Genomic DNA, 24,506 nt, shown 5'->3' on the forward strand with positions numbered 1-24,506 from the left:
TGCGTTGACTGGCTAAGTGGATGCGCTCACGACGGAATCCGCCGTCAGCCGGTTAACACAAGACGCGACGGCCACGCGGCGCGTAGGGTTGCCTGCAAAGCAGAAGCGGCGCAACAAGCCGGCATCACGGGGAGAAAATTATGGTCTCGATCAACCGGCGCAGATGGCTTACCGGCGCCGCGGGTGCGGGCCTTGCCGCAGTCGCGGGTCTCAGGCCGTCGCTTGCCGAAGATACGCCCGGCGTCACCGCGACCGAGATCAGGATCGGCAGCACCACCTCGCTGAGCGGCCCGGTGTCGGCACTCGGCGTGCAGGCGCGCTGCCAGGAAGCCTATTTCAAGATGCTGAACGAGCAGGGCGGCATCGCCGGCCGGCAGATCAAATACATCTATTACGACGACGCGTTCAATCCGGCGAAGACGGTCGAGCAGGTGCGCCGCCTGATCGAGAGCGACAATGTCGCCTTCCTGTTCAACATGCTCGGCACCGCGCCGAACTCGTCGGTCGTCAAGTACATCAACGCCGCCAAGGTGCCGCATCTGTTCCTGTCGGTGAACGGCGACAAATGGGGCGACTACAAGAGCTATCCCTGGACCATGGGCTTTGCGCCGAGCGCGCGCACCGAGGCGCAGGTGTTCGTCAAATATGCGCTGAGCCAGAACAAGAACGCGAAATTCGCGGTGCTCTACCAGAATGACGATCTCGGCAAGGATTTCGTCGCCGGCGCCAGGGACGTGCTGGGCGAGCGGTTCGCGACATCGGCCGTGGTGGCCTCGCACGAGGTCACCGATCCGACGATCGATTCCCAGATCGTCGCGCTGCGCGGCGCCAATCCCGATGTGCTGATCTCGGGCACCACGGCGAAATTCTGCGCGCAGTCGATCCGCAAGATCTATGAGCTCGGCTGGAAGCCGATGCATTTCATCGCGAGCGGCGCGGCCTCGATCTCCTCGACCATTGCGCCTGTCGGCCTCGACAAGTCGCAGGGCACGATCTCATCGGCCTATGTCAAGGACGTTGCCGATCCGGCCTGGGCCAACGACCCCGGCGTCAAGGATTTCCTCGCCTTCATGGCGAAGTACTTCCCCGATGGCAATCCGAAGGAGGGCTACAGCCTCTACGCCTACACGGTGGCACAGGTGCTCAAGATCGTGCTTGAGCAGTGCAAGGGTAACTTCACCCGCGACAACATCATGGCGCAGGCGAACAACCTGAAAGACGTCGAGGTCCCGACGCTGTTGCCCGGCATTCGCGTCAACACCAGCCCGACCAATCATCACCCGCTGCAGCAGCTTCAGCTGCAGCGGATCGAAGGGCCCGGCTGGCTGCGATTCGGCGAGGTGATCCAGGGCGCGAATTTGTGATCAAGGCCGTCATGACGACCGAAACGAAGCGATCTATATCGCAACTGGTGAGCGATATAGGTGAATCCCTTGACGAATCCCAGATCCTTGTTTCTCGGCATCGCGCTCGGCGCCTGCTTGATCACGACGTCGGCGGCGGCGGCGCAGATCTGGCTTTCGGTCGTCGACCCCGTGGTTCAGGCCGATCGCGGCGGCGGCGCCACGGCGAGCGACTTCATGGGATTGTTCCAGCAGAACGCGCCGTGGCGCCGCGCGGCTGCGGCGATCCAGGTCTTCAAGCTCTCCACCCAGTTCCTGCATCGATCGAGCGACGCGGACCTCGCCGCCGTGATCCACGATCTTCGCCGCCGCCACATCGCACTCGCCATGGAGGCGGAGATTTTGGTCGCCACGACCCGGTGCGGAAATGGCATTCCCGGCTACACCACCACCGCGGTCATCAAGAAGGCGGCGGAGCGGGTCGCGGCCCAGGGCGGCGAGATCGCCTATGTCGCCTTCGACGAGCCCATGACCTGGGGACATTTCGCCCACCGCGCATGCCAGTACACGACTGAAGAGGTCGTCGACAACATCGCCCCGAGCGTCGAAGCCTTGAAGGCAGTGTTCCCGGCCGTTCAGTTCGGCGACATCGAGCCCGTGACAGACCAGACGTCCGGCCGCCTCAGCGAAATCCTGAGGTTCGCAGAGCTGTTCAAGGCGAAGACCGGCAAGCCTTTGGCCTTCCTGCAGGCTGACCTGATCTGGCAGAATAACTGGCGGCCACAACTCACGGTCTGGAAGAGCCGACTGCACGCGGCAGGCCTTAGCTATGGCGTCGTGATCGACGGCGATCCGGGCGACCACAGCGACCTCGCCTGGACCCGTCATGCCGTTCAGCGATATCACGAGCTCGTCGCAGATCCGACGATTTCGCCCGACGCATTTGTCATCCAGAGCTGGCAGGCTCGGCCAACCACACGCTCCCCGAGGACAAGCCAAGTACCCTGACCTCAGTGGTCGTCCAGACTGTGGTGCACTGACCGTGGCGTTGCCTGCGAGCTCAACTCACAGCGCCTGTTCGCCCACCGCCTGCCCGGTGCGGTAGATCGCCAGATCCCGCGAGCCGGAGAAGATCGCGCGCGGCTTTAAGCCATAGAAGCGGCGGATCGAGTGGCTGAAATGCGTGCTATCGGGATAGCCGATATCCTGCGCGAGATGCGCCAGATTGATGTCCTGGTTGGCGAAGTGCAGCAGATGCCGCGCGCGCTTCCAGGCGCGGAAGGAGCGGAACGAGATCCCGGTCTCCTCCTTGAACAGATGCAGGAAGCGCGACGGCGACAGCCCGGCCTCGGTGGCGCAGCCTGCCGCGGTCACCGGCTCGCCGGAGAACTGCCCGATGCGGCTGATCGCACGCACCACCCGCGGATCGAGCACACGCTGCGGCAGCGCGTCGCCGAAGCACATGGTGTCGAACTCGGCATTCGCGATCGCATCGCGATGCTGCATCTCGGCAAGCGTCGCATAGGCATTGCGAATCCGGTTCGCGAACAAATGCGAGTCGGATCCTTGCAGGCGGCGGGCGACGGCTTCGAGCGTACCGTCAGGCACGCTTTCCGGCTCGATCGCAACGCAGATCGCGGATCGATATTCGCTGGTGATGGTGTGGCGCAGGTTCGGCATCGTCACCGCGAGCTCGCCATGGGACTCGCGACCTTCGCTGGTCGACAGATGCAAGCCCTCGCGGATCGCAACATAGACATGGAATGCGCCCGGACAGCGTTCGCGCGGGCGGCCGAGCAGCCCGGCATAGAACACCCGTTCCGGCGTGATCAGCATCCGGTGGCCGGACGGCTGGCCGGACTCTTGGCACTTCGCGTCCACGATCGCGTCCATGGCGGTTCCTCCTCGCGCGGCTCTTTGGGCCGCTGCGGCGGAGCTACCATAGCGCAAATTCGCAAAAGCGATACGTTGTCATTCCGGGACGATGCGACGCATCGAACCCCAATGCGCAATTGCACATCGTGGGATCTCAATATTCCCCGATGCACAATTGTGCATTTGTGGTCTGGTCCTTCGGACCACCCTGGAACAACGCATCATCAGGGCCGCGCCCGCGGCGCAACGTTCTGTTCCTGCCCGGCTTTTTGCTCCGACGCCACCGCGCGCCTGTAACCATCGCGCTGCTGCAGCCGCGCCCAATAGGCCGCGACGTTCGGCCCGAAATCCTTGGCGAGGCCGATATTGCTGGCGAGCCGGAGCGCATAGCCATTGGTGATGTCGGCGGCCGTGAAGCGTTCCGCGCAGAGGAATTCAGAGTTCGCGGCAGCGGCCTCGACCGCGCGCAGGCGGCCCAGGAACCATTTTGCATAATCGCCCGCGACCTGCGGGTTGCGCCGCTCCTCCGGCTCGAGCTGGCTGTAGCGAAGCACCAGTGTCTGCGGAAAGGTCAGCGTCGCATCGGAAAAATACATCCAGTTCAAGAACGCGCCATAGGCCGGCTCGTCGGGACCTACGATCAGCGGCGTCGGGCCATATTTGGTGCCGAGGTAGTGGCAGATGCCCGAGGACTCCGTCATCTTCGTCTCGCCATCGACCATGAACGGGATGGTGCCGAGCGGATTGATGCCGAGATATTCCTTGGCGAACACGCGCGGCGGGAACGGCAGCATCTTCAGCTCATAAGGCAGCCCGAGCTCCTCCAGCATCCACAACGGACGGAACGAGCGCGCGGCATCGCAGTGATAGAGCGTGATCATCAGGCGTTTCCCGTGTTCTTGATCGCCGCCACCATGGAGCGCCGGCGCGGTGACTGCAACATTGTCGTGCGCGGTGGATTCATCGCGCAGGTTTCCGGTTCAGGCATTGCCGTATTTGCGCAGCTCGAGCCGCGCGATCTGGTTGCGATGGACCTCGTCCGGACCGTCGGCGAGACGCAGCAGACGGGCCGTCGCATAGGCCGCCGCGAGCCCGAAATCGTTGCTGGTGCCGCCGCCGCCATGCGCCTGGATCGCCCAGTCGATGACCTGGCACGCCATGTTGGGCACCGCGACCTTGATCATGGCGATCTCGGCCTTGGCCACCCTGTTGCCGACGGTGTCCATCATGTGGGCCGCGTTGAGCGTTAGGAGGCGCGCCTGCTCGATCATGATGCGCGATTCCGCGATCCGCTCCTGCGTGACGGTCTGCTCCGCGACCGGCTTGCCGAACGCGACCCGGCTCCTGGTCCTGACGCACATCTTCTCCAGCGTGCGTTCGGCAAGCCCGATCAGCCGCATGCAGTGATGAATGCGGCCAGGACCAAGGCGGCCCTGCGCGATCTCGAAGCCGCGGCCCTCGCCGAGCAGCATGTTGCTTGCGGGCACCCGTACATTGGTGAACACGACCTCCAAGGCGCGGTCCGGCACGCCATAGAAGCCGAACACCGGAAGCGGGCGCAGCACCTCGATCCCTTGCGCATCCATCGGCACCAGGATCATCGACTGCTGGCGATGCCGGTCCGGATTATTGGGATCGGTCTTGCCCATGAAGATGCAGATCTTGCAGCGCGGATCGGTGGCGTTGGTGGTGTACCATTTGCGGCCGTTGATGATGTAGTCATCGCCGTCGCGCACGATTGAGCTCTCGATGTTGGTCGCGTCGCTGGAAGCGACGGCCGGCTCAGTCATCGCAAAGCAGGACCGGATCTCGCCCGCAAGCAGCGGCTTCAGCCACCGCTCCTGATGCTCCCTGGTGCCGTAGCGCGCCAGCACCTCCATGTTGCCGGTATCAGGCGCCGAGCAATTGAAGAGTTCGGGCGCAAGATGCGATCGGCCCATGATCTCGCAGAGCGGCGCATATTCGAGATTGGTGAGGCCTGCGCCATGCTCGCTCTCGGGCAGGAACAGATTCCACAGCCCCTCTTCCTTCGCGATGGGCTTCAGCTCCTCGACGACCGGAAAGACCTTCCATGGGCCGAGCTCTTCCGCCTCACGGTAGAACCGCGCCTCGTTCGGATAGACATGGCGATCCATGAACGACTGAAGGCGATGCTTCAGCTCGACGACTTTCTGGCTCTCCTGAAAGAGCATAGCGGCCTCCATCTCTGCGCGGCGATGCAATCCGTCGGACCGGGTTCGCACTATTTCTTCATCCCGGGCAGCGTGCCCATCATCTTGCACAATACCATCAGCATCACCTCGTCGGCGCCGCCGCCGATCGAGGTCAGGCGGCTGTCGCGATAGGCGCGGCTGACCGGCGTCTCGTTGGTGAAACCCATGCCGCCCCAATATTGCAGGCAGGCGTCGGTGAGCTCGCGGCCGAGCCGGCCGGCCTTCAGCTTGGCCATGGTCGCGAGCCGCGTCACATCCTCGCCCGCCACCAGCGCCTCGCCGGCGCGATAGATCAGCGAGCGCAGCAGCTCGACCTCGGTCTGCATCTCCGCGAGCTTGAAGTGCACCACCTGGTTGTCGAGAATCGAACCGCCGAACGCCTTGCGGTTGCGTGTATAGTCGATGGTCTCGTTGATGATGAATTCATGCGCCTTCAGGCAGGCGGCCGCGCCCCACAGCCGCTCCTCCTGGAACTGGATCATCTGGTAGGTGAAGCCCTGCCCCTCCTCGCCGATCCGGTTGCGCTTTGGCACCCGGACATTGTCGAAGAAGATCTGCGCGGTGTCGGAGGAGCGCATGCCGAGCTTGTCGAGTTTGCGCGCGACCTGCACGCCTTTGGTCTTCATCGGCACGCAGATCAGCGACTTGTTGCGATGGACCTGGCCGTCGCTGGTGTTGGCGAGCAGGCAGATCCAGTCGGCCTGGGTGCCGTTGGTGATCCACATCTTGCCGCCATTGATGACGTAGTCGTCGCCGTCGGAGCGCGCATTGGTCTTGATCGAGGCGACGTCGGAGCCGGCGCCGGGCTCGGAGACGCCGATGCAGGCGACCTGGTCGCCCGCAATCGCCGGCACCAGGAATTCGCGCCGCACCTCATCGGAGCCGAACCGCGCCAGCGCGGGCGTCGCCATGTCGGTCTGCACCCCGATCGCCATCGGCACGCCGCCGCAGGTGATGGCTCCTAACTCTTCAGCCATCATCAGTGCGTAGGAGTAATCGAGCCCCTGGCCGCCGAATTCGACCGGCTTGTTGAGGCCGAGGAAGCCGAGATTGCCGAGCTTCTTGAACAGCTCATGCGCCGGGAAGATGTCGGCCTTCTCCCATTCGTCGACATGGGGATTGATCTCGGCTGCGATGAATTTTTGTAGAGCGCGGCGCGGTTCGTCGTGGTCGGCGGTGAAGAGCATGTTGCTTTAATCCTCGTCATTCCGAGGCGATGCGAAGCATCGAACCCGGAATCCATTTCACTTCGAATCTGCTGCCTGATGGATTCCGGGCTCGCCGCTTCGCGTCGCCCCGGAATGACGGCTGAGGGTGAGCGGCATCTCCTACAACCCCATCTGACGGCTCGCGAGATCCTTCATGATCTCCTCGGTGCCGCCGCCGATGGCGTTGACCTTGACCTCGCGGTAAATGCGCTCGACCTTGATGCCGCGCATGAAGCCGGCGCCGCCGAAGATCTGCACCGCCTCGGAGGCGCAGTGCGCCATGGTCTGCGTCGCCTGGTTCTTCATCATGCAGATCTCGGCAACCGGGCTTTCGCCCTGGCCGAGCCGCCACGCCAGCATTTCCAGCATCGCCTGCGAGGCCGCGACCTTCTGCGCCATGTCGACGATCTTGTGCCTGATCACCTGGTGCTGGGCGATCGGCTTGCCGAACGTCTTGCGCTCCTTGGCATAGGCGACCGCCTCGTCGAGACAGACGCGCGCATAGGCGGTGCAGCCCGCCGCCATGCCCATGCGCTCGCTGTTGAAGTTCTGCATGATGATCTTGAAGCCCTGGCCTTCCTCGCCGATCAGGTTCTCGACCGGCACGCGGCATTCGTCGAAATGCAAGGTCGCGGTATCCGACGCCCACCAGCCCATCTTCTTCAGCTTGGTGCGGGAGAGGCCCGGCGTATTGCCCTCGATCAGGAGCAGGCTGACGCCGCCGGGGCCCTCGCCGCCGGTGCGCACCGCGACCGTCAGATAGTCGGCGCGCATGCCCGAGGTGATGAAGGTCTTTTCACCGGAGACGACATAATGGTCGCCGTCGCGCCGCGCCTTGGTGCGCAGGTTCGCGACATCGGAGCCGCCGCTCGGCTCGGTGATCGCCAGCGCGGAGATCTTCTTGCCCGCAAGCACCTCCGGCAGCACCCGCGCCTTGACCTCCGGGCGGGCGGCGCGGGCGATCGGCGGCGAGCCGATCGTGTGGCTCATCAGGCTCGCGGAAACGCCGCCGGCGCCGGCGCGCGCCAGCTCCTGCGAGGCCACGATCTTCATGAACTGGTCGGCGGCGATCCCGCCATATTCTTCCGGGAAACCGAGGCCGAGCAGCCCGATTTCGGACGCCTTGGCATAGAGCGCGCGTGGAAACTCGCCCTCTTCGTCCCATTGATGGGCATAAGGCTCGATTTCCTTGGCCACAAAGCGCCGCATCACCTCGCGAAAGGCCTCATGTTCGCTGGTGTAGAATGGGTTTGCCATCCGCGTGCTCCGTTGATTCCCGCCTCCGACGATGTCCGGATTTTTCCCTGTTCACTTGCGTCGAGTGGCTGTTCGCCGGATCGGGTTTCCATCTGGCCACCCGCCAGCCACTAAACGCAAGACAGTATCCTAATACGCCCCCTCCACTGCCAATTCATGGCATCAATCGAGCCAGGAACAGGCGGCGCAAGACTGCCGTTCCAGAGGAGGGACATTTGCCGGTTCGTTATTACGACTGGATCGCGCATCATCGCCGGCGCACGCCGGACAAGATGGCGCTTGTCGATCTCGCAAGCGGTCGCCGCTTCAGCTATGCGGAACTCGACGCCCGCGTGTCGCGGCTCGCCGGCTGGCTGCGCGACACCCTCAAGGTCGCCAGTGGCGACCGGGTCGCGGTGCTGGCGCTGAACACCACCGATACGCTGGAGGTGCAGTTCGCCTGCTTCCGGATCGGGGCGGTCTTCCTGCCGCTCAACACCCGCCTCACCGTTCCCGAGCTGCGCTACATTACCGGCGACGCCGCGCCCAAGGTGATGATCCATGACGACGACCTCGCCGAGACCGCGCTTGCGGTCGCCAAGCTCTGCGACGTCGCATCGACCGTGCGGCTCGGCCCGGGCGGTGCCTATGAGGCCGGCATCGCGGCGGCGAAACCGCTCGAACGGTTCGAGGAGGTCACGCTCGATGACATCTCGACCATCATGTACACCTCGGGCACCACGGGCCAGCCCAAGGGCGCGATCATCACGCATGGGATGACGTTCTGGAATTGCGTCAATCTCGGCGGCCCCGCCTACATCTCGCCGGCCTCGGTGCTGCTGACGGTGCTACCACTGTTCCACACCGGCGGGCTGAATTGCTACACCAACCCGGTGCTGCATGCCGGCGGCACGGTGCTGATCATGCGCGCGTTCGATCCCGGCGAGGCGCTGAAGCTGATCGGCGATCCCTTGCAGGGCATCAACGTGTTCTTCGGCGTGCCCGCGATCTACCAGTTCATGGCGCAGCATCCGGCCTTCGCATCAGTGGACTTCAGCCGCCTGCTGATCGGCGGCGTCGGCGGCGCGCCGATGCCGGTGCCGCTGCTGAAAACCTGGGAGGCGCGCGGCGTCGCGCTGCAGCAGGGCTACGGCATGACCGAAACCTCGCCCGCGGTAATGGTGCTCGATCGCGAGGATGCCGCGCGCAAGGCCGGCTCGTCCGGCAAGCCCGTGCTGCATACCGAAGTTCGGATCGTACGGCCCGACGGCAGCGATGCCGCGGTCGGCGAACTCGGCGAGCTCTGGGTCAAGGGCCCGAACATCACGCCGGGCTACTGGAACAGGCCGGACGCCAACGCCTCGTCCTTCACCGACGGCTGGCTGCACACCGGCGACGCCACGCGGATCGACGAGGAAGGCTTCTACTACATCGTCGACCGCTGGAAGGACATGTACATTTCCGGCGGCGAGAACGTCTATCCGGCCGAGGTCGAGAGCGTGCTGCATCAATTGGCGGCCGTCGCCGAGGCCGCCGTCATCGGCATCCCGAACGAGCAATGGGGCGAGGTCGGGATGGCCGTGATCGCCGTGAAGCCGGGCCACACGCTGACGCCGGCCGAGATCCACGCGCATTGCCAAGCCAATCTGGCGCGGTTCAAGTGCCCGCGCCTGATCGAATTCATCGATGCCCTGCCGCGGAATGCGACAGGCAAAATTCATAAGCCGACGCTGCGGCAGCAATTCAGCCAGCCGAAGCCGACCGATACTGCCGCATGAGCCTGGGGACGCGTGTCGCGTCTCCCTGGCCATGTCGAGAGAAGTGTTGCCCGCAACCGTCTGCCCGAACCGGCTGCGGGTTCGTTGCGTAAGTCCCCAACCCGAATCAATCGAGGAAATTGCCTTTATGAAAACCACAAAATTGTCGCTGCTGGCCGCCGCCGCGGCGCTCTGCCTGCTCTCCACCCAGGCCACCTTTGCACAAAAGAAGTATGACACCGGCGCCTCCGACACCGAGATCAAGATCGGCAATGTCGAGGCCTATAGCGGTCCCGCCTCCGCCTACGGCGTCATCGGCAAGACCGAAGAAGCCTATTTCAAGATGATCAACGATCAGGGCGGCATCAACGGCCGCAAGATCAACTGGATCTCCTATGACGACGGCTACTCGCCGCCGAAGACCGTGGAGCAGATCCGCAAGCTGATCGAGAGCGACGAGGTGTTCCTGGTGTTCAACGCGCTGGGCACGCCGACCCAGACCGCGGTGCAGAAGTATCACAACGCCAAGAAGGTGCCGCAGCTGTTCCTTGCCACCGGCGCCAGCAAGTGGAACGATCCGAAGGATTTCCCGTGGACCATGGGCTTCCAGCCGAGCTATCGCGTCGAGGCGCGGATCTTCGGCAAGTACATCCTCAAGGCCAAGCCCGATGCCAAGGTCGTGATCTTCTATGCCAATGACGATTTCGGCAAGGACTACCTGGTCGGCCTCAAGGAGGTGCTCGACAAGTCGAGCGTCAAGATCGTCGCCGAGGAAAGCTACGAGACGACAGAGCCGTCGATCGATTCTCACATCGTCAAGCTGAAGGACACCGGCGCCGACGTGTTCGTCAACATCTCGACGCCGAAATTCGCCGCGCAGGCGATCAAGAAGATCGCCGAACTCGGCTGGAAGCCGATGCACGTAATGACCGACGTCTCGATCTCGATCGGCGCTGTCATGAAGCCCGCCGGCCTCGAAGCATCCGAAGGCGTACTGTCGGCCGGGTACCTCAAGGACGCGTCCGATCCGCAGTGGAAGAATGACGAGGGCATGAAGAAGTTCATGGCGTTCGCCGAGAAGTACATGCCGGGCGCCAACCTGTCCGACGCCAATCTGGTCTATGGCTACGCCGCGGCGCAGACCATGGTGCAGGTGCTGAAGCAGGCCGGTGACAATTTGACGCGTGAGAACGTGATGAAGCAGGCCGCCAGCCTGAAGGACTTCACACCCGACACGCTGATCCCCGGCATCCGGATCAACACCAGCGCGACCGACTTCGCTCCGGTCGAGCAGCTCAAGATGATGCAGTTCAAGAACGGACAGTGGGAGCTGTTCGGCGACATCATCAGCGCCGAGACCGGCGGTTAGTGTCAGCCGCTCGACGAGTGAACGTTATTGCGAAGCCGCCCATTCGGGCGGCTTCGTTATTTTGCAGGAGTGTTGAGGCCGAGGCCAGAGCAAGTGGGTCGCGCGCCCGTCTCTCTCACCGTCACCCTGAGGAACCGCAGAGCGGCGTCTCGAAGGGTCGACGGCCCCGCTGGCGGCCGTGCATCCTTCGAGGCTCGCTCCGCTCGCACCTCAGAGTCTGACTCCAAATGAGCTGAGTATTTTCAGGGCATAGCGAGGCGTCTGGTCAAGAGCCTGAGATGGGCTACGAGGAGCCAGGCGACCTCAGTTGAGGCGGAGCCCTCGAAATCTCTGGAGAGGCGGCGACACCTGCCGAACCACGCGAAGGTGCGCTCGACGACCCAGCGTCGTGGTAAGAGCTGGAAGCCTTTGACCCCAGGCGGCCGCTGAACGATCTCAATGGTCCATGGCCCGCAATGGGAGAGCGCGCCAACAAGCTGCTTTCCGCGATAAACCCGGTCAGCAAAGACATGACGCAGCTTCGGAAAGCGCTCTCGCACGCGCTCCAGTAAGGGGACTGCACCATGCACGTCCTGAACATTGGCTGGGTGAACGTGGACGGCCAGCAAGAGACCGTTGGTATCGGTGACGATGTGCCGCTTACGTCCGTTAACACGTTTGCCCGGATCGAAGCCGCGCGGGCCGCCGGCTTGTGTCGTCGAAGCGCTCTGACTGTCGATGACGGCCGCCGTCGGTGTCGGCTTGCGGCCGAGTTTGCGCCGTGCCTGTCGGACCAGAGCCTTCACGATCCTGTGCCATCGGCGAGTATCGCGCCAAGTATAGAAATAACCTTGCACCGTCGAGTACGGCGGGAACTCCCGCGGCAGAGCGCGCCATTGGCAGCCGGTGGACAGAATGAACAAAATCGCCTCGACCACCTTGCGCAGATCAACCTTCCGCGGTCGGCCCAATCGACGCCGACCTGGCAACTTCCTGGCTATCAGACGCCACTCCGCGTCGGTCATGTCGCTTGCATAGCGCAGTCCGTTCCGCAGATACTGAGCACGAGTGATTTTGGTCCATGGCATGGTGCACTCCCTCGAATCTTCGCAAATCCGAAGGAATCACAGCCGACTGAAATCACTCACTGCTTTTTCGGTCAGGCTCTCAGGATGACGGAACTAGCGGCGCGACGTGGTTAGTTGCGCAGCAACGATCGCCGCGACCGGCGCTACCCCGGCAAAAAAATCGCGAACGGCTCGTCGATCGTGCGGCGCAGGTGCTCGCGATAGAGGGCGTAGTTGACATCGTCGGCCGACACCCGGCCGAGGCTCGGCTTCGGCACGTTCTTGACCGGCAGGAATGCGATCGGCGCGGCGACCGGCGTCAGTAGCGAGCCGCGGCCGGCGAGCAGCGTCGTGATGATGCCGTACATCTCGCCGGAATTGCGCGGGCGCGAGACCGTGATCACGCGATGCTGGCCGTGCCGGTTGGTCACGAGATAGACGAAGCCCGATTCATTCGGCACCGCCACCTCGCCATACTGGGTGTAATCGGCATCCTGCCGCTCGCCCTCGCGGAAGCCGAGCGATGACGCCGCATCGTCCCAGGCGATCTCCGTCCGATAGGCATAGACCGCGCCCTGCTCGCCGAACGACGGGCGCACCGTGATGTAAGTGCCTTCGATCCGCGCCACCGAGCGGCGCGAATAGGATCCGAGGCTGTCGGGCGCGATCCCGCCATTGGCGGGCGCAGCCACCGCCATCGCCTCCGGCAGCTTGCGCAAGGGGACGCCGAGCGCCTGCTCGAGCCGCACGGTGGTCGCCAGCGTGAACGGGCGGCGGCCGCCGAGCACCTTCTCCAGTGTCGACAGGCTGAGCTTCGCCTGCTCGGCCAGGGTCTGCCGCGAGATGCGGCGGCGCGCGATTTCCTCGCGGATGGTCTCCGCGACCTGCTGGCTCTGCTCGGCTGAAAGCTGCTTGTCAGGCGTCGGCATCCTGATTCCTGCCCGGTTCCCCTTGATTCCGTGCAGTCTAGCAGACCGGACAATCCATCACAAAACCGCACAAACCCGCCTCAGCCGGTGGCGCGCCGCGCCGGACGGCGGCCAATCATTGCCGATCATTCTGCTCGCGCCAAAACCGCCACTCTCCATGATCGCGGGGCAGCGAAAGTCTCGCTCGGGAGTGACGAAAATGACGATTTACGATGCATGTGAGAGCGGCCGGCAGATCCGGCTGTCGCGCCGGATGCGCATTGCGCTGTTCTTCCTGGTGGAAGGCGTCGCCGCGCTGGTGATCGGCTTTGCGGCGCTGTTCGTGAGCTTCGATCCTGTGTGGTCAGCCGAGTTGCCGCAACAGGCGGTGCTGCGGCCAGGCGATGCGCGCTCCGGCTCGCTGCTGTTCAAGACCGACGACGGCTATAGGGGCGCGCTGAGGCTCGGCATCGATGTCGACCTCACCGTGTCGGGCCCGACGGTCCGCGCCCGCGTCACGCAGATCTTCCGCAATCCGACCAAGGACTGGGTGGAAGCGACCTATGTCTATCCGCTGCCGGCCGGCGCGGTCGACGCGCTGAAGATGGTGGTCGGCGACCGCATCGTGGTCGGCGACATCAAGGAACGGCAGCAAGCCCGCGCGATCTACGAGCAGGCCAAGCAGAACGGCCAGAAGGCCGCGCTCACCGAGCAGGAGCGGCCGAACATCTTCACCAACTCGGTCGCCAATATCGGCCCCGGCGAAACCGTGCTGGTGCAGATCGAATATCAGGAGCCGGTGCAGCAGAACGGCAACGAATTCTCGTTGCGGGTGCCGATGGTGATCGGCCCGCGCTACAATCCGCGCCCGGTGGTGCAGAGCGTCGACCTCCGCGCCGATGGCGGCGGCTGGGGCGCCACCACGACCGATCCGGTGCCGGACCGCGATCGCATCGCCTCTGAGGTACTCGATCCCGCGACGAATGCGCCGGTCAATCCGACCAACATCACCGTGCACCTCAACGCCGGCTTCCCGCTCGGCGAAGTGAAGAGCCATTTCCACCAGGTCAAGATCGAGAGCCCCGACAGCGCGACGCGCGTCGTCAAGCTCGCCGAAGGCCCGGTGCCGGCCGACCGCGATTTCGAGCTGAGCTGGAAGCCGGCCGCCGAGAAGGCGCCGTCGGTCGGGCTGTTCCGCGAGCATGTTGGCAATTCCGACTATCTGCTGGCCTTCGTGACCCCGCCAGCGGTCGAGCAGGCGCAACAGAAGGCCCTGTCGCGCGAAGTGATCTTCGTGATCGATAATTCCGGCTCGATGGGCGGCACCTCGATCATCCAGGCCAAGGCGAGCCTCATCTACGCACTCGGCCGATTGCAGCCGACCGACCGCTTCAACGTGATCCGCTTCGACGACACCATGGACACGCTGTTCCCGGCGCCGGTTGCGGCCAACAGTGCCAATATCGGCAACGCGACGTCGTTCGTCAGCGCGCTGCAGGCGCGCGGCGGCACCGAAATGGTGCCGGCGATGCGCGCGGCGCTCTCCGACACCAATCATGATGAGGCCGATCATGTCCGCCAGGTCGTGTTCCTGACCGACGGCGCCATCGGCAACGAGCAGCAATTGTTCGAAACCATCAGCGCGCTGCGTGGCCGCTCACGAATCTTCATGGTCGGCATCGGCTCGGCACCGAACACCTACCTGATGACGCGCGCTGCCGAGCTCGGCCGCGGCACCTTCACCCATATCGGCTCGGTCGAGCAGGTCGACGAGCGGATGCGCGACCTGTTCGGCAAGCTGGAGAATCCCGCGGTGACCAACCTCGCCGCAAAATTTTCCGACGCGACCGCCGACCTGACGCCGTCGGCACTGCCCGACGTCTACCGCGACGAGCCGCTGGTGCTGGCCGCGAAGCTCGACAAGCTTGCCGGCTCGGTGGAAATCAAGGGCCGCATCGGCGACCGTCCGTGGAGCGTGACGCTGCCGCTCGCCGGTGCGGCCGAAGGCAAGGGCCTGTCGAAGCTGTGGGCGCGCCGCAAGATCGCGGATGCCGAGGTTGCGCGCACCACGCGGCAGGCGAGCCCGGAGGATGCCGACAAGACCATCCTTGCGCTGGCGCTGGAGCATCAGCTTGTGACGCGGCTGACCAGCCTCGTTGCGGTCGACAAGACGCCGAGCCGTCCCGAAGGCGAGCCGCTCAGGCTTGCCGAACTGCCGCTCAACCTACCCGCCGGCTGGGATTTCGCAAAGGTGTTCGGTGAGCGTCCGCGTCTGCCGGCTGCACCGACCGAACGCCGCGCTGAAGCCGGCGATGGCAAGCTGCAGCTCGCCACGCTGAAGCGGTCACCGGTCGCGACGCAAGGTCCCGGCACGATCCAGCTGCCGAAGACTGCGACCGATGCCGAATTGAAGATGATCGCGGGTGTGATCCTGCTCACGGTCAGCCTTCTGCTTCTGGTGTTCAACCGACGTCAGACGTCGTCCCACTGACGTCGGATGAAAGGAGGAGGTGCCCCCGACCTCCTCTTTCAAGAGCGCGCGCGGCCTTCTCACCCGTCCCCCCGGGGGCCGCGCGCGCCACTCTTTCTCAACCATCATTGCGAGTGAAGCGAAGCAATCCATGTCACCACGCGGGGGAAGATGGATTGCTTCGTCGCTTCGCTCCTCGCAATGACGAGGATTGGTGAACATGCGCCGCTTCAGCCTCCCCCTCGCCGTCGCCCTCATCGGCCTGACCCTGTTTGGCCAGGGCGCCTATATCCATGCCAAGGCGTTGCTCGCGCAGGTGCTGCTGGAGCGCGCTTTCGCACAGAGCATCGCGACCGGACATTCCGTGAAGCCGTGGCGCTGGGCCGATACCTGGCCGGTGGCCCGGATCGAGGTGAAGCGCCTGCACGCTTCCGCGATTGCGCTGGCCGGCAGCAGCGGCCAGGCGCTGGCGTTCGGCCCCGGCCATGTCGAAGAGACCGTCGATGCCGGCGAGCCGGGCGTCGCGGTCTATTCCGCGCATCGCGACACCCATTTCCGGTTTCTGAAGGATGTCACAATCGGTGACGAGATCGACGTCACGAGAAGCGACGGCAAGATTTTTCGCTACCTCGCCGACCGCAGCGCGGTCGTCCGCTTCGATCAATCCGGCATCGATCCGCTCACCAACCGGCATGAGCTGGTGCTGTCGACCTGCTGGCCGTTCGACGCGCTGACATCCGGCCCCGAGCGCTATCTGCTGCACGGGACCATGATCGACCCGGGTTCTCCCGAATCAGGTTCCTGATACGCATCGATTTTGCGCCTGCCGGGATATTGCAAGCGATGCCCTGACTTGCAGCAGCGTGAGTTGCTACCCCCTTCCATCAGCCATAAAAACAATGAAAAATCGCGTTCTGCGGTACTCCGCCGTGGGCCAGAGGAAACAAGTAGAACAAGGATAAGGGCAGGCTCCATGGAAGCTTTCGCAGGCACCACGTCACATCCGTCCCGCAAATGGGCGCCGCCCGCTGACGCCAGCGACATCGTCAAGAGCATCCATGCGATGCTGCACCCGCGCAACATCGTGCTGGTCGGCGCGACCGATAAGCCCGGCAACTACGCCGAACGGATCTGGAACAATCTGATCAAATACCAATATGCCGGCGGCCTGTTTCCGATCAACGCCAAGCGCGAAACCATCTGGGGCGTCACCTGCTACAAGGATTTCGCGAGCCTTCCCGAAAAGCCCGACCATGTGCTGGTGCTGGTACCGGCCCGCTTTGCCGTGCAGGTGATCCGCGATGCGGCCGCTGCCGGCGCGCGCTCGGCGACCATCGTCACCTCCGGCTTCAGCGAGCTGCAGGACGAGGAAAGCCAGCGGCTCGCGGTCGAGCTGAAACAGGCGATCAAGGAGACCGGACTTGCGGTTACCGGTCCAAATTGCCTCGGCAATCTCAGCGCCGGCGAGAACCTGTTCACCAACATCGACGACCGCATCGTCACCATGGAGCCGGGCGCGGTGGCGATCGCCGGTCAATCCGGCGCGATCGTGATGGCGATCCGCCAGGCGCTGGAGGATCGCGGCGTCGGCGTCGGCTACATGGTCACGACCGGCAATGAATCCGGTCTCGAGACACCGGACCTGATGAGCTATTTCGCCGCCGATCCAAGCATCCGCGTCATCGTGGTCTATCTCGAAGGCGTCAGGAACACAAAGGTGTTCCGCGAAGCCTGCAAGGCCGCGCGCGCCGCAGGCAAGCCGGTGATCGCGCTCAAGCTCGGCTCCTCCGAAGGCGGCCGCGCCGCCGCAATGGCGCACACCGGCGCGCTCGCCGGCTCGATCGAGACATTCGATGCGATCTCGACCCGCGAAGGCGTGATCCGGGTGCGCGGGCTGGATGAATTGATCGAGACCACCGAGTGCTTCGTCCATGCCGATCCGCCAAAGGGCAACCGCCTCGCGGCGGTGTCGCTGTCGGGCGGGAAGCGCGGGCTGCTGATCGACGCGTTCTATTCCGCCGGCCTGAATTTCGCAGCCCTGAGCCCGAACGCGACGGAGCAGCTGGCGAAGATGCTCGGGCCCGGCAGCATCGTCGGCAACCCGCTCGACGCCGGCTTCGCCGCGGTGGTCGATCCCTCCGTCTACATGAAGTCGATCAAAATCATGATCGACGATCCCGACACCGACATCGTCATCATCGATGCCGAGCTGCCGAAGGCGCCGCATGAGCTGCGCGAGCGCAATCTGCGCATCGTCAACGAGATGGCGGGCCAGGCCAACAAGCCGGTGATCTATATCAGCGCGATGTCGATCGGCTTCACCGAGTTCACCAAGGGACTGCGCAAGTCGCTGCCCGATATCGCGGTCATGCAGGGGCTCGACCGCGCGGTCGGCGCGATCAAGTCGCTGATCGAGTACGCAGGTCTGCGCAAGGAAGTGCCCGACATCGTGTCGAGCTCGAAGGCATCCGCGCGCGCGGTGCTGGAGAAGACGCTGAAGGCGGCCAACGGCGCCGCCGCGCTCGACGAGGTTGCCTCGAAGCGGCTGCTCAAGGCCTATGGCATCCCGATCTCCAAGGAAGACGTCGCGCAGACCGCGGCGGAGGCCGTGAAGATCGCCAAGGCAATCGGCTTCCCGGTGGTCGCGAAAGTTGTCAGCCCCGACATCCTGCACAAGTCGGATATCGGCGGCGTGGTGCTGAACCTCGGCAATGCGGCGGAGGTGAAGAAGGCGTTCAACGACATCACCGCGCGGGTGAAGAAGCTGAAGGGCAAGCCGAAGCTCGAGGGCATCCTGATTGCGCAACAGGTCAAGGCCGACCTCGAGCTCGTGGTCGGCGCTTCGCTCGATGCCGAGATGGGCCCCGTGGTGCTGTTCGGCACCGGCGGCGTCGACATCGAACTGCTGAAGGACATCGCCCTTGCCGGCGCGCCGCTCGATGCCGCCGAGGCGAAAGAGCTGATCGCCAAGACCAAGGCCGGCGTCAAGCTGAAGGGCTATCGCGGCAAGCCCGCGCTGCACGAGCCGTCGGCGGTGAAGGCGCTGGTCGGGCTCTCCAACCTGATGGCCGACGCCAATGGCCGCATCGCCTCGATCGACGTCAATCCGTTCCTGATCAACAGCAAGCTCGGCGTCGCCGTCGACGGCCTGATCGTGCTGAACAACGCCGCCGCGAACAAGGCGGCGGGGCATTAGGTTCATCGCGAATTCATCACCGTCATCCTGAGGTGCGAGCGCAGCGAGCCTCGAAGGATGAATCGGCCACAGTGGGGCCGTGCATCCTTCGAGGCTCGCCGAAGAGGCTCGCACCTCAGGATGACGGATCGCGAGTGTCCGGCTGGCTCGAAAGCATCGCTCGGCTAGAAGCTCGCCCCCCACTGCAGCGCGGTCTGCATCACCCAGTCACGATAGAGCGTGAGCGGCGTCACCCCGGTGATGCCGCCGCAACCGGCGGTGCCGTTCGGGCCGGTGGACCAGCTCACCACGCCGACGATGACAGGCCCGCCTGGCTTGTCTTCGAACACGGGCGCACCGGAATCGCCGGTGCAGGCGCCGAGCCCGTCGCGCACGCCCTGCCCGACCGGATCGACCAGACGGATCTGCAGCGTGCCGGGCTTGCCGCTCGCGATCAGGCCAGCGACGCGAATGCTGCCGCCGCTCTTGCCGTCGCCGCGCACGGTGACACCGACGCCTGCGACGGTGAAGCGGCCGCCGACCTGGATCGGAATGTTGGGCATGCCGAGCACGGCCGGCGCCTTGCCTGCGGCCGGATCCGCAAGCTGCAGCAGCGCGACATCGGCGGTCGCGACATGATTGGTCATCGCCTGCATCCGAAAGCCGGGATGGATCGCAACCGTCTTGACGTCCTGCAGCTTCGGTTGCCGGTCCGGCCCATAGTCGACGATCTTGTAGTCGGCGCCGGCCTGCACGCAATGCGCCGCGGTCAGCACCACCTTCGGCGCGATCAGCGCGCCGGTGCAGAAATTGCCACGCGAGCCGACGATGGTGACGACGGCGCGCGCGACGCCATCGGTCGACGGCGCGCCACCACCGACGATCGCAAGGGCCGGCGTTGCCATCAACAGGGTCAGAAAGGCTGTCGCTCGAATCACGCTCGTCATGGAATCCTGTCGATCTGCATCTGGATTGAGCACATCCGAGGCGCGGCATTGCGTCGCTCACACTCGGCCGAAGAACACGCAATCTTGTACAGAGCACCCGCGCCCACACGCGTCAATTGTCTAAATATCTAGGCGTCGATCACTACGGCGTTGAAGCCGCCACGAGATTTCCTGCAGCCCATGGTGCGCACGCGCTGCGTGTCGCCAGCTTGCCGCGATATCCATCACATCGTATCCTGCGCTGCGCTGCCGGCACGACGTTCGAATGTGAACTGTATCTCTTGATCCCGCGCGCATCAGAGCCGTAATTTCGACCTGATAATATAATACAACCTCTGGCAGCATACCGCATACTTACCTTCATGACTTTCTGGATGCCGGTGCCGTTGACTTACAGACGGCTTTTCATCCGCCATTTCGTTGAGTTTCGAGGATAATCATGAGGATCGCGGTCGTCACGCCGATCAGGCTGTTCAGCGAGGGGCTTACCTCGAGTTTCCAGAACCACGCCGAGTTTGCCGTCGAGGCGGCGGTCGCCGATCTTGCCGGCCTGCGCGCGACCCTCGAGACCAACAGTGTGAGTGTCATTCTGATCGACGTCACACAGGGCATCGATCTCGACGAGGTGCGCGTGATTGCGAGCGAGCATGCGGAGATCGCGCTGGTGGCGCTCGGCCTCAATGAGGACCGGCGCGACGTGGTTCGCTGCGGCCGGGCCGGGTTTAGCGGCTACATTTCCCGGAATGCCAGCTTCGACGAGCTCTGCCGCGCACTGTCGGACGTGGCGTCAGGGCGGCTTGCCTGCAGCGCCGAGATTTCCGGCGGACTGCTGCGCGCGTTGTTTTGCATGGAACGTCAGGCAGATACGATCGATACGGACCAGGGACTGACGCGCCGCGAAGGCGAGGTTCTCAAGCTCATCGGGCAGGGCATGTCGAACAAGGAGATCGCGCGCGATCTCAATCTCAGTCTTGCCACCGTCAAGCATCACGTCCATCACGTGCTGCAAAAGCTCGGCCTGCCGCGCCGGGCGCAGGCGATGCGGCGGGTCCGCGAAGCGCCGTGGCTCGCATCATCTGCGCCGGCTCTCGATCGTCGCCGCGAGCTCGACTGACACCAGCGACCTGAATTCCGTATTCGACTGACCGCAGCGCGCGCATGCATTGCTGCGCAGATGCTGCGCGGCTTTGCGCGCATGAGAGCGCATCACGCCGTGAGACCGATCCCGACTAAACCCTTTGATCGATCTTTCGAGGCGCAGGATCGATCTCATGGATCAGTCGATCCGCATCATCGGCTCGATCCTTTCTGATCCACCGCGGTGAATAGGCCTTTCGCGGCACACCTGCCACAACAGCACCAACGCAGCGACGTGCCGCTCTTTTTGCTCGCTGCGCGGTTGCAGATTGCCGTGGAAGACGGATCGGCTGCACGAATTCGCAGCAGATCGGCCAGGATCGATTTCATGAATCCAGTTGCCGACATCGCTGGTCTGGCTGCCTTGTGGCAGAGAACGTCGGGTGGCGACCCCGCGGTGAAGATCGCGATCATCGACGGCCCCGTCGATCTCAATCATCCCTCGCTCAGGCAGGCCCGTGTCGCCATGGGCGGCGAGTTCGTCGCGCCGTCTTCATCGATCATCCAGTCCGAGCACGGCACGCATGTCACGAGCGTGCTGATGGGCACGCCCGGCAGCCCGGTGCTCGGCGTCGCGCCGAACTGCAACGCAACCGTGTTCTCGATCTATCGCGAGAATGCCGCCGGACAGATCGAGCCGTCCTCGCAAAGCACATTGGCGCTTGCGATCAACCAGGCGCTGGCGGTGGGCGCCGACATCATCAACATCAGCAGCGGTCAGCAATCCGCGACGGGACAGGCCGATCGCATTCTGGTCGACGCGGTGCGGGCCTGCGAGCGCGCCGGCAAGCTGATCGTCGCCGCCGCCGGCAATGATGGCTGCCGCTGCGTCCAGGTGCCGGGCAGCCTCGCTTCGGTGCTTGCGGTCGGCGCGTGCGATCTGGCCGGCAACCCGCTGCCGTTCAGCAATTTCGGCGACGCCTATCTCGAGAACGGCATCCTGGCGCCGGGCGAGAACATCGCCGGCGCCTCGCCGGTCCGCAACGTCAGCCTGCGTTCCGGAACGAGCTACGCGGCGCCAATCGTCACCGGCGTCGTCGCGCTGCTGCTCTCATGCCTGCGCCAGAACGGACGCAAGGCCGATCCGCAAGCCGTCCGTGCCGCGCTGCTCGAAAGCGCGGTGCCGTGCCGCAACGATGGCAGCGCCTCGCGCTGTCTCGCCGGACGGCTCGATATTCCCGCGGCTGTCGCCGCCCTGCTTGGCGAGCAGGCGGACGCCGTCATGCCGTCGGGTGCCACGGCCGCGCCTCCCCGCTTCTGGGGAGTGTCCGCGCGCCCTTTCGTCCAACCGTCATCCGCCGCTCAGCCAACTGCAACCAGAGAGGGTTCCATGGGAGATCTATCAGCAATGTCTGCACCATCGGCTCCGCGCATATTCGGGCCTGACGGCTCGGTCCTGCGAAGCAACGCCGGGATAATGCCAAGCGAGGCGCAGCCCGCCGCGCCGACGGCACCTGCGGCCATGGCCGTCCCCGTTGATCACGGCGTCGTCGCCGCGCCGATCGCCGCACCCGCGCCTTATCCGTATCACGCCCCCCATGCGGGCGGCGACATGGTCTGGATGCCGGCACCGGCACCCCAGATGGTGATGCCGCAGATGATGATGCCGCAGATGGCGATGCCGACGGCCGGCATGATGCCGCAAACCTGGCTGCAGCCGCAGCAACTGCACGCGCTGATGCCGAGCAATGCGCTTCCCGTCGCAATGCCCCAGGCGCTGCCGATGTACGAAGCGCCCGCGGTTCGAACCAGCGAGAAGAACTGCGGCTGTCGCGGCGGCATGCGTCCGCAGGGCGCGACGCCCGAGTCCACCGGACAGCTCGCCTTCCCGATCGGCCGGCTGTTCTATGATTTCGGCAAGGAAGCCCGCCTCGACTACTTCGTGCAGGCGATCGCCAACTGGCGCGACAGCCTGATCGGACGCGGCGATCCGGCGTTCGGACCGGAGCGCGATCACTCCGGCGATACCTCGGCGCCGTACAATCCGGCGATCATGGCGCGCTATCTGCTGAACCAGGCTGAAGGCGAGACCGCGACTCCGGCCGGCGCCGGCAACAACTTCCCGGACGCCGACGCCATCACCTGGACGATGACGATCGATTCGATCCCGATCTATGCGATCAAGCCGCTCGACGTGTTCGGTCTCGGATTCTTCGCCGCGCTGATCCTGGCGCTGTGGCATCAGGAGGTTTCGCACGACGATCCCGCGACGACCCGCACCGTGGTGCTGGCGAATGCGGCTGCCGCCGGCGCTGACGCACGACCGATCACGCCGCCCGCATTCCCGCCGCGCGGCGGCGTCGCGCGGGTCTCGATGGCCGGCTGGGTCGACAGCACCAACACGACCAAACTGCTCAACGGCACGGTCGTTCCGACGCTGGTGACCGATTGGCGCGGCTTCTACCAGTGGGATCTCTACACGCTGTTCGGGCCCGACCCCACCACCTGGCCGGACGGCGCCGAGGGCTTCCTCGAGCGGATCTACAACGAATTCCGCAATGTCGGACTTTCGCCGCAGGATCGCGCGCTGAACTACTCGGCGATGAATGCCTACAATACGCGGAAGATCTTCACCGACGTCGCCAAGAAGGGCTTGCGGCTCGACACCGTCGAGGTCGACCAGAGTCTCATCTGCCGTCCGGAATCGATTTGCCACGACGTGACCTACCGCTTCTTCAACCCGACGCAGGTCCTGACCCAGGCGCGCGAAGTCTATCAGTACACGATCGACGTGAGCGACGTGGTGCCGGTGGCGGTCGGGCCGCTGCGGCAGTGGCAGGTCTATTGACGCGATTGCTCCTCTGCGTCCGGAGGAGATCAGAACGTGGCGCGAATTAGCGTCACGTGGTCCAGGGGATCGACGCGATGAGCGATCCCCTGGGCGACGTCCAGCGACGGCTACCCCGGTCGGTGCCCACCTCCCGTAGTTGCCGTCAATTCAAACCGAAAGAAGGAGCTGAACATGTACGCAAGGAACGACTTTGAGACCTTCGGCAGCGTGCGTAGCCCGATCCAGTGTGAGGGCATCGAGCGCGGTCCGAAGCGGATTGCCGAAGTGGCGACCAACGGGTCGGTCAACCCGCAGGGTTGGCAGGACATCCTCGGTACGGCCGTGCAGGCGCTGCCGGGCGTCCTCGGTGCTTTCGGCATCTGATCGCCAAACTCGGGGCCCGGCGCTGTCGGGCCCCACCCCCTGCCCTCAAGGAGGCCGACATGATGCAGAAATCCACCGCCAGGAGCCCACAGCAACAGCAGCAGAACGGTCGCCGGATCGAGCCGTCCGGAAAGATCGTCGTGTCGTCAGTCGTGAGCCACGCCTCGCTGCTCGCCGCGATCAGCGACCGCAACCCGATCATCGCCAAACGCACCACATCCGACGAAGACAAATCCTGACGTCGTCGTCATCACCCAACCTATGGAGCCGATGCCATGGCAAAACCGCCCCGCAAATCCGGATCCGACAGCGCCGCCTCTCCGCCGCCGGCGGAATCAGCATCCGCAGCGTCAAGCCTTGCCGACGCGCGGCGCCCGTTGGAGGCGGCCGTTGTCGCCCGTCCGAAGATCGCCACCACGCCCGCCCCGCCGACAACGTCGGCCTACATGGCGCCTCCGCAGGGCCCCGGTGCTCCGCAGCAGATGCGCCATGATGGCTCGCCGCGTTCGGAGGAGCGCCTCAACACCGCGATGAAGATCCTGCTCGATCCCACGGCCCGCGGGTTGCCGAGCAAGGTCTATTCCGGACAGGCACGAAACTGGACCCGCAGACCGTGACCAGGTCCACGCACTGAGCGGCGCTTCGATCCGCTACCCGGACATGCAACG

21 protein-coding genes are annotated in these 24,506 nt (G+C 64.5%); 12 read left to right on the forward strand and 9 right to left on the reverse strand.

Features of this window, described 5'->3' with window-relative positions; translation table 11 throughout:
• Positions 1 to 140 precede the first annotated feature (140 nt).
• Both AAFG13_RS24190 and AAFG13_RS24195 read left to right on the forward strand, forming a co-directional pair.
• A complete protein-coding gene (locus AAFG13_RS24190; protein ID WP_342708448.1) occupies positions 141 to 1,364 on the forward strand; it encodes an ABC transporter substrate-binding protein in 1,224 nt (407 codons plus the stop codon).
• A 171-nt stretch (positions 1,365 to 1,535) separates the two neighbouring features.
• Positions 1,536 to 2,351, forward strand: coding sequence for a hypothetical protein (locus AAFG13_RS24195; protein WP_342708449.1), 816 nt, complete (start codon positions 1,536 to 1,538; stop codon positions 2,349 to 2,351).
• 57 nt (positions 2,352 to 2,408) lie between these two features.
• On the opposite strand, the gene AAFG13_RS24200 is transcribed toward AAFG13_RS24195, so the two are convergent.
• The 5 genes from AAFG13_RS24200 to AAFG13_RS24220 all read right to left on the reverse strand — a co-directional run bounded on the left by AAFG13_RS24200 (position 2,409) and on the right by AAFG13_RS24220 (position 7,896).
• Complete coding sequence (locus tag AAFG13_RS24200; protein ID WP_212316779.1) at positions 2,409 to 3,236, reverse strand: helix-turn-helix domain-containing protein; 828 nt, start codon at positions 3,234 to 3,236, stop codon at positions 2,409 to 2,411.
• A 206-nt stretch (positions 3,237 to 3,442) separates the two neighbouring features.
• Entirely contained in the window at positions 3,443 to 4,099 is a 657-nt protein-coding gene (locus AAFG13_RS24205) for a glutathione S-transferase family protein (protein ID WP_212316778.1), read from the reverse strand.
• Positions 4,100 to 4,198: 99 nt separating this feature from the next.
• A complete protein-coding gene (locus AAFG13_RS24210) occupies positions 4,199 to 5,410 on the reverse strand; it encodes an acyl-CoA dehydrogenase family protein (RefSeq protein WP_342708450.1) in 1,212 nt (403 codons plus the stop codon).
• 50 nt (positions 5,411 to 5,460) lie between these two features.
• The gene (locus tag AAFG13_RS24215) at positions 5,461 to 6,618 is read right to left on the reverse strand and encodes an acyl-CoA dehydrogenase family protein (RefSeq protein WP_097676527.1); all 1,158 of its coding nucleotides are present in this window, start codon (positions 6,616 to 6,618) and stop codon (positions 5,461 to 5,463) included.
• Between the two features lie 141 nt (positions 6,619 to 6,759).
• Positions 6,760 to 7,896 (reverse strand): acyl-CoA dehydrogenase family protein, encoded by a 1,137-nt coding sequence (locus AAFG13_RS24220; protein ID WP_342708451.1) that lies wholly within the window; start codon positions 7,894 to 7,896, stop codon positions 6,760 to 6,762.
• Positions 7,897 to 8,111: 215 nt separating this feature from the next.
• Here AAFG13_RS24220 and AAFG13_RS24225 point away from each other — a divergent pair, with 215 nt between their 5' ends.
• Both AAFG13_RS24225 and AAFG13_RS24230 read left to right on the forward strand, forming a co-directional pair.
• The gene (locus AAFG13_RS24225) at positions 8,112 to 9,653 is read left to right on the forward strand and encodes a long-chain fatty acid--CoA ligase (RefSeq protein WP_212316774.1); all 1,542 of its coding nucleotides are present in this window, start codon (positions 8,112 to 8,114) and stop codon (positions 9,651 to 9,653) included.
• A gap of 127 nt (positions 9,654 to 9,780) precedes the next feature.
• Entirely contained in the window at positions 9,781 to 11,001 is a 1,221-nt protein-coding gene (locus tag AAFG13_RS24230; RefSeq protein ID WP_212316772.1) for an ABC transporter substrate-binding protein, read from the forward strand.
• A 242-nt stretch (positions 11,002 to 11,243) separates the two neighbouring features.
• On the opposite strand, the gene AAFG13_RS24235 is transcribed toward AAFG13_RS24230, so the two are convergent.
• Both AAFG13_RS24235 and AAFG13_RS24240 read right to left on the reverse strand, forming a co-directional pair.
• Complete coding sequence (locus AAFG13_RS24235) at positions 11,244 to 12,068, reverse strand: IS5 family transposase (RefSeq protein ID WP_342708452.1); 825 nt, start codon at positions 12,066 to 12,068, stop codon at positions 11,244 to 11,246.
• A gap of 143 nt (positions 12,069 to 12,211) precedes the next feature.
• On the reverse strand, positions 12,212 to 12,976 hold the full coding sequence (locus AAFG13_RS24240; protein WP_342708453.1) for a helix-turn-helix transcriptional regulator: 765 nt from the start codon (positions 12,974 to 12,976) through the stop codon (positions 12,212 to 12,214).
• 199 nt (positions 12,977 to 13,175) lie between these two features.
• On the opposite strand from AAFG13_RS24240, the gene AAFG13_RS24245 reads away from it, so the two are divergent.
• The 3 genes from AAFG13_RS24245 (at position 13,176) to AAFG13_RS24255 (ending at position 18,621) form a co-directional block, all read left to right on the forward strand.
• The gene (locus AAFG13_RS24245) at positions 13,176 to 15,446 is read left to right on the forward strand and encodes a marine proteobacterial sortase target protein (RefSeq protein ID WP_342708454.1); all 2,271 of its coding nucleotides are present in this window, start codon (positions 13,176 to 13,178) and stop codon (positions 15,444 to 15,446) included.
• A 199-nt stretch (positions 15,447 to 15,645) separates the two neighbouring features.
• Complete coding sequence (locus AAFG13_RS24250; protein WP_342708455.1) at positions 15,646 to 16,230, forward strand: class GN sortase; 585 nt, start codon at positions 15,646 to 15,648, stop codon at positions 16,228 to 16,230.
• A 168-nt stretch (positions 16,231 to 16,398) separates the two neighbouring features.
• Positions 16,399 to 18,621, forward strand: coding sequence for an acetate--CoA ligase family protein (locus AAFG13_RS24255; RefSeq protein WP_342708456.1), 2,223 nt, complete (start codon positions 16,399 to 16,401; stop codon positions 18,619 to 18,621).
• A gap of 164 nt (positions 18,622 to 18,785) precedes the next feature.
• Here AAFG13_RS24255 and AAFG13_RS24260 read toward each other — a convergent pair whose 3' ends face one another.
• Entirely contained in the window at positions 18,786 to 19,547 is a 762-nt protein-coding gene (locus AAFG13_RS24260; protein WP_212316761.1) for a trypsin-like serine protease, read from the reverse strand.
• A 439-nt stretch (positions 19,548 to 19,986) separates the two neighbouring features.
• Between AAFG13_RS24260 and AAFG13_RS24265 the strand changes: the two genes are divergently transcribed.
• Positions 19,987 to 20,661, forward strand: coding sequence for a response regulator transcription factor (locus tag AAFG13_RS24265; RefSeq protein ID WP_212316759.1), 675 nt, complete (start codon positions 19,987 to 19,989; stop codon positions 20,659 to 20,661).
• Positions 20,662 to 20,823: 162 nt separating this feature from the next.
• Here AAFG13_RS24265 and AAFG13_RS24270 read toward each other — a convergent pair whose 3' ends face one another.
• Complete coding sequence (locus tag AAFG13_RS24270; protein WP_212317303.1) at positions 20,824 to 21,123, reverse strand: hypothetical protein; 300 nt, start codon at positions 21,121 to 21,123, stop codon at positions 20,824 to 20,826.
• Between AAFG13_RS24270 and AAFG13_RS24275 the strand changes: the two genes are divergently transcribed.
• The 4 genes from AAFG13_RS24275 (at position 21,082) to AAFG13_RS24290 (ending at position 24,455) form a co-directional block, all read left to right on the forward strand.
• Positions 21,082 to 23,472, forward strand: coding sequence for a S8 family serine peptidase (locus AAFG13_RS24275; RefSeq protein ID WP_342708457.1), 2,391 nt, complete (start codon positions 21,082 to 21,084; stop codon positions 23,470 to 23,472). The two genes, AAFG13_RS24270 and AAFG13_RS24275, sit on opposite strands and share 42 nt — an antisense overlap.
• 174 nt (positions 23,473 to 23,646) lie before the next feature.
• Positions 23,647 to 23,838, forward strand: coding sequence for a hypothetical protein (locus AAFG13_RS24280; RefSeq protein ID WP_029080476.1), 192 nt, complete (start codon positions 23,647 to 23,649; stop codon positions 23,836 to 23,838).
• Positions 23,839 to 23,897: 59 nt separating this feature from the next.
• Positions 23,898 to 24,077: a hypothetical protein gene (locus AAFG13_RS24285; protein ID WP_092126523.1), complete on the forward strand. Its 180-nt coding sequence runs from the start codon at positions 23,898 to 23,900 to the stop codon at positions 24,075 to 24,077.
• Between the two features lie 36 nt (positions 24,078 to 24,113).
• Entirely contained in the window at positions 24,114 to 24,455 is a 342-nt protein-coding gene (locus tag AAFG13_RS24290; RefSeq protein ID WP_212316755.1) for a hypothetical protein, read from the forward strand.
• Positions 24,456 to 24,506: the final 51 nt, after the last annotated feature.

The sequence above is a fragment of the Bradyrhizobium sp. B124 genome, assembly GCF_038967635.1.
In the GTDB taxonomy this organism is placed as follows: Bacteria; Pseudomonadota; Alphaproteobacteria; order Rhizobiales; family Xanthobacteraceae; genus Bradyrhizobium.